The organism is Streptomyces poriferorum (assembly GCF_019399235.1).
Taxonomy (GTDB): Bacteria; Actinomycetota; Actinomycetes; order Streptomycetales; family Streptomycetaceae; genus Streptomyces; species Streptomyces poriferorum.
This window is the reverse complement of record NZ_JAELVH010000372.1, coordinates 1-9,102: the sequence shown is the minus strand read 5'-3', so window position 1 is coordinate 9,102 and position 9,102 is coordinate 1. Positions and strand designations below refer to the sequence as shown.

Sequence of the window (9,102 nt, the reverse complement as noted above, 5' to 3'; positions counted from 1 at the left end):
GGCCCCAGGCCCCAGGCCCCAAGGGGAGCGTCTCCGGTGCCCGGTGGCGCTCCCCCGCTGCGGGTATCAGCCGTGCAGTGCCAGCGCACCCTTCGCCGGAACGGTCGCCGAGACCGTGCCGTCGTCGCCGACCTGCACCGTGTTGCCGTCGCAGGCGTCCGGAGAGGCCTGCGCCACGTTGCAGTACGTGCCCGCCGGGAGGGACGTGGCGAACGTCTGCCGAAGCTCGCCGTCACCGTTGTTGATGGCCACGAAGCCCTTGTCGCCGCGGCCGAAGGCGATCGCCGACGAGCCGTTGTCCCACCAGTCGGTCAACTCCGCGCCCGCCGCGGCGTTGTGGAAGCCGACCATGCCGGTGATCGCCGTCTGAGCGTGCGTACACGTCCAGCCACCGCTGCCGCAGGCAGCCGCGCCGCCGTTCGGCGGGCCCGCGTCCTTGTCCGACCACTCGTAGCCGGAGTAGACGTTCGGGGAGCCGTAGGGCGAAGCGAGCATGAAGACGTTGGCCAGGGTGTAGGCCGCGCCGTCCTTGTACGTCAGCGTCGAGCCGTTGCGCTCGGTGTCCCAGTTGTCGACGAACGTGCGGGCGCTCCCGCTCGCCAGTTTGCCGTCGGCGACGTTCTTCAGACCTGCGAGGCCACCGCCCTGGAAGGCGCTCTTGAGGTGGCCGCCGTAGCGGAACTCGTCGACATCGCCCACGCCCGTGTACTCGTCGGGCTGGACCGCCTCGCCGCCGCCGTGGATGACCTCGGTGACCCAGAAGCCCGGGTCGGCCATCTTTCCCTTGATCGCGGCGACGTCATCGGCGGACATGTGCTTGGCGGCGTCGATACGGAATCCGTCGACCCCGAGACCGCGCAGATCGGAGAGGTACGCGGCGATCGTCGTACGGACGGCGTCGCTGCCCGTGTCGAGGTCCGCCAGGCCGACCAGTTCGCAGGTCTGGACGTCGTTGCGGTCGCCGTAGTTGCTGATGTCCTTGCGGCAGCCGTGGAAGTCCTGGTCCTGGAAGTACCCGGGGTAGTCGTACTTCGCGTACGCCGTGCCACCGGTGCCCGTACCGGAGCCGGACGACATGTGGTTGATGACGGCGTCAGCCACGACCTTCACCCCGGCGGAGTGACAGCTCTCCACCATCGAGGCGAAGGCTTCGCGGTCACCGAGGCGCCCGGCGATCCTGTAGCTGACGGGCTGGTACGAGGTCCACCACTGGTCGCCCTGAATGTGTTCGGAGGCGGGCGAGACCTCCACGTAGCCGTAGCCGGCCGGACCCAGAGAGTCCGTACAGGCCTGGGCCACCGCGTCGTACTTCCACTCGAACAGTGTGGCGGTGACGGTCTTCTCGCCCGGTGGGGTCGCCTGGGAGGTCCAGGGAGCGAGGACGGTGATACCGGCGGCTGCGAGCAGGCCGGCCAGTGTCGCGCGAGCGACGCGGGAACTCAATTGCGGCTCCTTCGTTCGCGGGGACGGAAGTGGGGTCCGTACCCGGTGTGGGTGGCCACGCGCCTGGCCACGTTGGGGTGCTCGGGAGCCTGCCGTCACGGCGGTGAACACGTCAAGAGGTGTCGCAAGAATTTCCAGCATGTTTCTGAAAAACATTGCAGGGTAGTCGAGTTGGGCAGGAGGTCACTGGTCCCGGCGGTGCACCGCCACCGTCGCGACCACACCCGCCAGCAGGGCCCAGGCGACATAGACCGTCCAGGCTCCGGAGACCGTCCACGGGTAGAGCACGGGCGCATGGAGATCCGAGGCCGACAGCCGCTCCCACGCACTGAAGGGCAACGTGTGCTGGAGCACCGCCGTGAGATGCCGGCGGTCGCTGAGAACCATCGGCAGCAGGAGCAGTACGACCACGCATCCGATGACGGCCCCTCCGGTGTGGCGTATCACCGCGCCGATCGCGAGGCCCGCGAGCGCGGCCACCGGGGCGAGCAGCGCGGAAGCCACGACGAGGCGCAGGGCGCCGGGGTGGCCGAGGGTCACCGAGGCGTCCCGGCCGGAGAGGATCGCCTGCGTCGACACGAAGGATGCCAGGGCGACGAGTGCGCCGAAGAGGGTGGTGACGGCGGTGAGCACGAGGGCCTTGGCGGCCATCACGGAGCGACGGGCCGGGACAGCGGTGAACGTGGTACGGATCAGGCCGGTGCCGTACTCGCCGGTGATCGATACGGCACCGATGGCGGCAACGGCCAGCACCAGCACCATGGCGGCGTTCCCGGTGAAGGCGTCCATGAGGGGCGAGCCGTTGGCGACGAAGGACGCGCGGCCGCGGTCGTCGTACTGGTACCAGTACTTGTAGTGGTCGTACGCCGTGCCTGCGTTGAAGCCGATGACCGCCAGTGCGGTGATCGCGTACATCCAGGAGGTGGAGCGCAGCGACCACGTCTTGAGCCATTCCGCGGCGAGCAGGTCGCGGAAGCGGGCGCGGGGTTCGTCGTCGGTCATGCGGGCGGGTGGCGCGGTCATGGCTTGCGCTGTGGTCATCGGGGGTCTCCTGCGAGGTATTCGACGCTGTCCGCGGTGAGTTCCATGAACGCCTCTTCCAACGAGGCTCCGAGCGTGGTGAGCTCATGGAGCAGCACGTGGTGGTCCAGGGCCAGCTCACCGATGCGGGCGGCGGTGAGCCCGGTGACCGTGAGGCGGTCACCGTCCCGGACCACCTCGGCGCCCTCCGCGGTGAGCAGCGGGGCCAGCGCTGCGGGGTCGGGCGTACCTACGGTCACACTGAGGCGGGTGCTCCGGGCGGCGAACGCGGTCAGGCTCTCGGCCGCGATGAGTTCGCCCCGGCCGATCACGACGAGCCGGTCGGCGGTGTGCTCCATCTCCGTCATCAGGTGGCTGGAGACGAACACGGTGCGCCCCTCGGCGGCGAGCCTGCGGAACAGTCCACGCACCCACAGCACACCTTCCGGGTCCAGGCCGTTGAGCGGTTCGTCGAAGAGCAGCACCGGCGGGTCGCCGAGCAGCGCGGTGGCTATGCCGAGGCGCTGGCGCATCCCGAGGGAGAAGCCGCCGACGCGCCGACGGGCCGCCCCGGCGAGGCCCACGTCCTGGAGCAGTTGGTCCACCCGGGAGCGCGGGATGCTGTTGCTGCGGGCCAGCATCGCGAGATGGGCACGGGCGGTGCGGCCGCCGTGCACGTCGCCCGCGTCCAGGAGGGCGCCGACGTGCCGCAGTCCGCGCGGGTGCTCGCGGAACGGCCGGCCCTGGAGGGTGGCCGTCCCGGCGGTCGGCTCGACGAGCCCCAGCAGCATGCGCAGCGTGGTGGTCTTGCCGGCCCCGTTGGGTCCGAGGAAGCCGGTTACCTCGCCCGGCCGTACGGTGAAGGTGAGGTCCTTGACGGCGGTGGCGGTGCCGTATCGCTTGGTCAGTCCGTTGACTTCGATCACACCGTCAACTGTCCTTTCCGCACCCACCGTTCGTCGTCGGACCAGCGGTGACACCTGTCCAGGCCGGTGTCGACCCCGGTTGTACGACCGTGGTCCGATGCCGGTCCGTGGTGCGCTGGCTACGATCGGCGCATGTCCCACTCCCCCTCTCTGCCTCGTCTCAAGCGCGTGCCGCCTGGCTGGTGGGTAGGCATGGGCTGGTACGCGGGCATACTGCTCACCTTCCTCGTGCGGGTGCGGCTGCCCGGCGAGAACGAGCCGTCCGTCCGGACCGGAATGCTGCTCTACCGGTGGGACGGTCTGCTGATGCAGATGCTCGCCGCGGCCATGGCAGCGGCCGGCTGCTTCTTGCTGGAGCGGCGTCCGCTGAAGGCCCTGGCGCTGGTGCTGAGCGCGGCCACGCTCGCCACGTTCCCGCTGAGCGTGGGAGAGATACCGCTCGCCCAGTTCCTGGCAGCCGATGTGGCCCTGTACTTCATAGCCGCCACCCGGTCGCGCCGGATCGCCTTCTTCGCCCTCCTCATGGCGCTCGGCACCCTCACCGGCTTCCTGGCCGTCCGGCTGCTCGCCGGGTGGGTCGTCGGCACATCGTCGGAGCTGGTCGTCGCGCTCACCGCGGTCGTCGCCTGGCTGGTGGGCGGCTCGGCGTACGAGACCCGTCGGCACGGCGAGAGTCTCGCCGCGCGGGCGGCCGAACAGGCCCTGGTCGAGGAACGGTTGCGGATCGCCCGCGAGATGCACGACACGGTCGCGCACAGCCTCGGCATCATCGCCCTCCAGGCGGGTGCGGCGGCCCGGGTCGTGCACACGCGGCCGGACGCCGCGCGCGAGGCGATGAGTGCGGTGGAGACGGCGGGCCGGGAGACGCTGTCGGGGCTGCGCAGGATGCTCGTTGCGCTGCGTCAGGCGGACCCGGCTCACGAGGGCGCGGATCGGGGCGCGGCGGCGCTGCGCCCGGCGGAGGGCCTGGCCGATGTGGAGCGGCTGGCGCGGGCCACGACCGCCGCCGGCGTCCGGGTGGACGTGGACCTGCGGGGCGAGCCCCGGCCGTTGCCGCCGGACATCGATCTGTCGGCGTTCCGCATCATCCAGGAGTCGGTGACCAATGTCGTCCGTCACGCCGCGACCGGTTCCTGCCGGGTGTCGATCGTGTACGGCTCCGAGGCGCTCGCCATCGAGGTCGCCGACCGCGGCCGGGGCGCGGGCCTCGCCTCCCGGCCGGGGTTCGGCCTGATCGGCATGCGGGAGCGGGTCGCCCTGCTGCACGGCGAGTTCACCGCCGCCCCGCACCCGGCGGGTGGCTTCCGGGTGACGGCCCGGCTGCCGGTGCCCGCCACGCCGTTGATGGGAGACGAGGCATGAGCGACGAGAGCTCCCGGCCCCCCGGGCCGGTCCGCGTCCTGCTCGCCGACGACCAGCCGCTGGTGCGCACCGCGCTGCGCATGGTCATGGCCGAGACCACCGACCTGGACGTCGTCGGAGAGGCGGGCACGGGCGAGGAGGCGGTACGGCTGACCGCCGAACTGGCCCCCGATGTCGTCGTGATGGACATCCGGATGCCGGGCCTCAACGGCATCGAGGCCACCGAACGGATCGCCGCGGGCCCTGCCACCGCTCATGTGGTGGTCCTGACGACATTCGACGACGACGAGTACGTGTACGGCGCCCTGCGCGCGGGCGCGGCCGGCTTCCTGGTCAAGGACATGGCTCTGGAGGACATCCTGGCAGCGGTCCGGGTGGTGGCGGCCGGGGACGCGCTGATCGCGCCGGGCGTCACCCGGCGGCTGATCAAGGAGTTCGCGGGCCGCCCGGCTGCCCCGTCGCCTCCGCGCCGCCCGCTCACCACGATCACCGACCGGGAGCGCGAGGTGCTCGTCCTGGTGGGCAGCGGATTGTCCAACGCGGAGATCGCGGAGCGGCTGTTCATCAGCGTCGCCACGGCCAAGACGTATCTGACCCGGCTGCTCGCCAAGCTCGACGCCCGGGACCGGGTCCAGCTCGTCATCATCGCGTACGAGGCGGGACTGGTGTCGGCGGCCCGGTAAGGAGGTGGCCACCCGGAGCGGGCCTACCAGCCGGCCCGGACCCTACAGCCGGCCCGGACCCTACAGCCGGCCCGGACCCTACAGCCAGCCCTTCTCGCGTGCCATCCGGACCGCCTCCGCGCGGTTGCGCGCCGCCATCTTCTGGATCGCCATGGAGAGGTAGTTGCGGACCGTGCCCTGCGACAGGTGCAGCACCCCGGCGATCTCCGCGTTGGTCGAGCCGTCCGCGGCGGTGCGCAGCACGTCGCGTTCGCGTTCGGTCAGCGGGCTGGCGCCGTCTGCGAGGGCGGCGGCCGCGAGCGTGGGGTCGATGACGCGTTCCCCGGCGAGCACCTTGCGTACCGCTTCCGCGAGTTGGGATGCGGGTGCGTCCTTCACCAGGAAGGCGTCCGCGCCCGATTCCATGGCCCGGCGCAGATATCCGGGGCGGCCGAAGGTGGTCACGACGACGACCTTGACGCCGGGGAGGTCACGGCGCAGTTCCGCCGTCGCCTCGATGCCCGTCATGCCGGGCATCTCGATGTCGAGGAGGGCCACATCGACATCGTGTTCCCTGGCCGCGGCCAGTACCTCGTCGCCGCGGGCGACCTGGACGACCACCTCGATGTCGGGTTCCAGGCCGAGGAGTGCCGCGAGGGCCTCGCGCACCATGGACTGGTCCTCGGCGAGGAGAAGTCTGATCATGCTCATTCCCCGGATCCTAGGCCGGATTCGAGAGGAACGCTGAGGACCGTGGTGAAGCCTTTGCCCGAACGGGAGTCGGTGGCCCGGGTGGTGAGCGTCCCGTCGACCGTGGCGAGGCGCTCGGCCATGCCCGTGAGGCCGTTGCCCCGCGTCGTGCCGGAGGCGCCGCGGCCGTTGTCTGCGACGGTGAGTTCGAGGACCCGTCCGTCGAGGGTCTGGCGCGGGGCGAGGGTGACCGTGCAGCGGCCCGCGTCACTGTGGCGTACGACGTTGGTGACGGCTTCCCGCAGGGCCCAGGCGAGTACCTCCTCCGCCTTCTCCGGGAGGTCCTCGGGGGCTTCGGCAGGAATGTCGGCGGCGACCCCGGCGGCGGCCAGGGCGGTCCTCGCCCCGGCCAGTTCGCCGGGGAGGGTCGGTCTGCGGTAGCCGGTGACGGCGCTGCGTACGTCCACGAGGGCCTGGCGGCTGACCTGTTCGATGTCGGCGACCTGCGCGGCCGCCTGTTCCGGGTTGCCGGGGAGCATCCGTCCGGCCAGTTCGCTCTTGAGCGTGATCAGGGAGAGGGAGTGTCCGAGCAGATCGTGCAGATCACGGGCCAGGCGCAGCCGCTCCTCGTTCGCGGCGAGCTGGGCGACGGTGGCGCGGGCCTCGCGGAGCTGGATCGTGGTGCGGATCATCTGCCGTACGCCGGACATCGCGAAGCCGCCGAGGAGCGCGGGGAAGACCAGGGCGGTGATGATCTCGCGGGGGTGGTCGCCGGTCAGGCCGATGGCCACCAGGACGAGGGTGACGGCGGGGATCAGCCAACGGGCCGTCCGCATCGGCAGGGTGGCGCCGACGGACACCGACACGTACACGAACAGCACGAGCCAGGGCGCGCCGAACGTCAGGGAGAGCAGGACGGCGAGGGCGCCGAGGAAGGCGAGGGCGGCGCGGACCCGGAAGGGGTCCAGCGCCTTCGAGGTGTGGCGGAAGACCAGGACGAGATAGCTGCCGACGAAGACCAGCAGACCGAGGGTGCCGAGCGCGGTCGCCCACGGTGTGTGGTTGCCGTCGGCGAGGTCCTTGACCGGGGCGCTCATGAAGGCGAGCCAGATACCGATCCACAGGAGCTTCGTCCCGGCCTGCCTCGTGTTCGTGGGCGGGCGCCCGATACCCACGGACGTCTCGTCCTCGTTCATGCCTTCAGGGTGTCCTTCCGGTAGAGCCAGGCGGCGCCGCCCGCGAAGAGCAGGAAGTAGGCACAGAGGATGGCGACGTCCTTGGCGTGCGGCGCGCCGCCCATCTCGACGGCCTGGCCGAGTGCAGCGTACGCGTGGGTGGGCAGCCACTCGGAGATGTTCTGGATCCACTGCGGGAAGGTCGCGCTCGGCATCCACAGACCGCCGAGGATGGAGAGGACGAAGTAGATGATCATCGTGATCGGGCGGACCGCGTCGCCGCTGGCGAGGTAGCCGATGGCCACGCCGAGCGCGGCGAAGACCAGCGAACCGGCCCAGATGACGCCGGTGAGGGCGAACCACTGCCAGAGGTCGAACCGTACGTGCTTGGCACAGGCCGCGACGAGGAAGACGACCACGATGCAGGGCAGGGTGACCATGGCGGCGCTGGCGATCTTGGCCAGGACGTAACCGCGGCTGGGCAGTGCGGTCAGCCTCAGCTGGCGGACCCAGCCCTTCTCGCGCTCCTTGGCGATGCGTTCGCTGTTGCCCATCAGGACGGCGGTCAGCGCGCCGAAGGAGGCCATGGAGACCATGAAGAAGGACTGCAAGGTCAGATCGGTGTGCGGCACCTTGTCGGTGGTGTTCTGGGTGCCGGAGATCAGCAGGTAGATCACTGACGGGTAGATGACCGAGAAGAACATGAACTTCTTGTTCCGCAGGGTGCGGGTCACTTCGAGCCTGATCAGAGTGTTCATGCGGTCCTGGCCTCCTCGGCCTCGGTGATGGCGACGAAGGCCTGCTCCAGGCCGAGTCCGGCGACTTCGAGCTCGCGCGGGTAGAGGCCGAGGCCGTAGACGGCGTGCACGGTCGCGTCGGCGTTGTGCGACTGGATGCGGACGCGGTGGCCGGTGATGTCGAGCGTGGAGAGGAACGGCAGGGCGAGCAGGGCCTCTTCGTCGATCGCGCCCTCGAGCTCGAAGGAGATCCGGCGGGCCCCGGCCCGGGCCTTGATCTCGGCGGCGGTGCCGTCGGCGAGGATCCGGCCCTTGTGCAGGACCAGCACACGGTCGGCGATCGCGTCGGCCTCTTCGAGGTAGTGGGTGGCGAACAGCACGGTACGGCCCTGGTCGGCCTGCTCGCGCATGGTGGCCCAGAAGGCCTGGCGTGCGGTGACGTCCATGCCGGTGGTCGGCTCGTCGAGCACGATGAGGTCGTTGGCCCCGGCGGTGGCGAGCGCGAACCGTACGCGCTGTTCCTGGCCGCCGGAGAGCTTGTTGACCAGACGGCCGGCGATCGGCGCGATGCCGGCCCGGGCCAGCACCTCGCTCACCGGGTAGGGCCTGGGGTGCAGATCACAGACGAGCCCCACCAGTTCGCCGACCGTGACGTCCTCCATGAGGCCGCCCGACTGCAGCATGGCGCCGACCCGGCCGGCGGCGATGGCCGCCTGCGGGGTCGTACCGAAGAGGCGGACCGTCCCGGAGTCGGCGGTGCGCAGGCCGAGGAGGAGATCGAGGGTGGAGGACTTGCCGGCGCCGTTGGGGCCGAGGAGCGCCACGGTCTCGCCGGGGTGCAGGTCGAGGGTGAGCCCGTCGACGGCGCGTACGTCTCCGTAGGCCTTGCTGACCTGGTCGAAGCTGACCACGGCGGTCTTGGCCGCGGTGGCTTCGGGGGCTGTCGTTGTCATGCGTCCAGCCTGGCTCAGGCGGGGGTGCGCCCGGCAGGGTCACGGGTCGTGGATCCGGGATGACAGATGTCATGCCGTACGTGTGACGGTGCGGGGCCGGGCGGATACGCCACCGCCCGGGGCCCCGCACCGTC

General features: G+C 70.8%; 9 protein-coding genes. 2 read left to right on the top strand and 7 right to left on the bottom strand.

Annotation, left to right across the window (positions count from 1 at the left end; all coding sequences use genetic code 11):
• Positions 1-66: 66 nt before the first annotated feature.
• The 3 genes from JGS39_RS36075 to JGS39_RS36065 form a co-directional block, all read right to left on the bottom strand.
• Positions 67-1,443, bottom strand: a complete 1,377-nt coding sequence (locus JGS39_RS36075; RefSeq protein WP_219573985.1) for an alpha-amylase — start codon at positions 1,441-1,443, stop codon at positions 67-69.
• 183 nt (positions 1,444-1,626) lie between these two features.
• Positions 1,627-2,484 carry an ABC transporter permease subunit gene (locus JGS39_RS36070; RefSeq protein ID WP_219573984.1) on the bottom strand — a complete coding sequence of 286 codons (858 nt, stop codon included), beginning with the start codon at positions 2,482-2,484 and terminating at the stop codon, positions 1,627-1,629.
• Positions 2,481-3,389: an ABC transporter ATP-binding protein gene (locus JGS39_RS36065; protein WP_219573983.1), complete on the bottom strand. Its 909-nt coding sequence runs from the start codon at positions 3,387-3,389 to the stop codon at positions 2,481-2,483. Before JGS39_RS36065 ends, JGS39_RS36070 begins: the two co-directional genes overlap by 4 nt.
• Before the next feature lie 132 nt (positions 3,390-3,521).
• Between JGS39_RS36065 and JGS39_RS36060 the strand changes: the two genes are divergently transcribed.
• Positions 3,522-4,751 carry a sensor histidine kinase gene (locus JGS39_RS36060; protein ID WP_219573982.1) on the top strand — a complete coding sequence of 410 codons (1,230 nt, stop codon included), beginning with the start codon at positions 3,522-3,524 and terminating at the stop codon, positions 4,749-4,751.
• Entirely contained in the window at positions 4,748-5,434 is a 687-nt protein-coding gene (locus tag JGS39_RS36055; protein WP_219573981.1) for a response regulator, read from the top strand. Before JGS39_RS36060 ends, JGS39_RS36055 begins: the two co-directional genes overlap by 4 nt.
• 78 nt (positions 5,435-5,512) lie before the next feature.
• On the opposite strand, the gene JGS39_RS36050 is transcribed toward JGS39_RS36055, so the two are convergent.
• The 4 genes from JGS39_RS36050 to JGS39_RS36035 are packed head-to-tail and all read right to left on the bottom strand — an operon-like array spanning position 5,513 to position 8,968.
• Entirely contained in the window at positions 5,513-6,124 is a 612-nt protein-coding gene (locus JGS39_RS36050) for a response regulator transcription factor (RefSeq protein ID WP_219573980.1), read from the bottom strand.
• Complete coding sequence (locus tag JGS39_RS36045) at positions 6,121-7,299, bottom strand: sensor histidine kinase (RefSeq protein WP_219573979.1); 1,179 nt, start codon at positions 7,297-7,299, stop codon at positions 6,121-6,123. Before JGS39_RS36045 ends, JGS39_RS36050 begins: the two co-directional genes overlap by 4 nt.
• Positions 7,296-8,036, bottom strand: a complete 741-nt coding sequence (locus tag JGS39_RS36040) for an ABC transporter permease (protein ID WP_219573978.1) — start codon at positions 8,034-8,036, stop codon at positions 7,296-7,298. Before JGS39_RS36040 ends, JGS39_RS36045 begins: the two co-directional genes overlap by 4 nt.
• On the bottom strand, positions 8,033-8,968 hold the full coding sequence (locus JGS39_RS36035; protein ID WP_219573977.1) for an ABC transporter ATP-binding protein: 936 nt from the start codon (positions 8,966-8,968) through the stop codon (positions 8,033-8,035). The genes JGS39_RS36040 and JGS39_RS36035 overlap by 4 nt, the downstream gene beginning before the upstream one ends.
• Positions 8,969-9,102: the final 134 nt, after the last annotated feature.

Coding starts and splice junctions, on each gene's coding strand:
- JGS39_RS36070 (WP_219573984.1), bottom strand. CDS start 2,484: ATGACCACAGCGCAAGCCATGACCGCGCCACCCGCCCGCATGACCGAC.
- JGS39_RS36060 (WP_219573982.1), top strand. CDS start 3,522: ATGTCCCACTCCCCCTCTCTGCCTCGTCTCAAGCGCGTGCCGCCTGGC.
- JGS39_RS36055 (WP_219573981.1), top strand. CDS start 4,748: ATGAGCGACGAGAGCTCCCGGCCCCCCGGGCCGGTCCGCGTCCTGCTC.
- JGS39_RS36050 (WP_219573980.1), bottom strand. CDS start 6,124: ATGAGCATGATCAGACTTCTCCTCGCCGAGGACCAGTCCATGGTGCGC.
- JGS39_RS36045 (WP_219573979.1), bottom strand. CDS start 7,299: ATGAACGAGGACGAGACGTCCGTGGGTATCGGGCGCCCGCCCACGAAC.
- JGS39_RS36040 (WP_219573978.1), bottom strand. CDS start 8,036: ATGAACACTCTGATCAGGCTCGAAGTGACCCGCACCCTGCGGAACAAG.
- JGS39_RS36035 (WP_219573977.1), bottom strand. CDS start 8,968: ATGACAACGACAGCCCCCGAAGCCACCGCGGCCAAGACCGCCGTGGTC.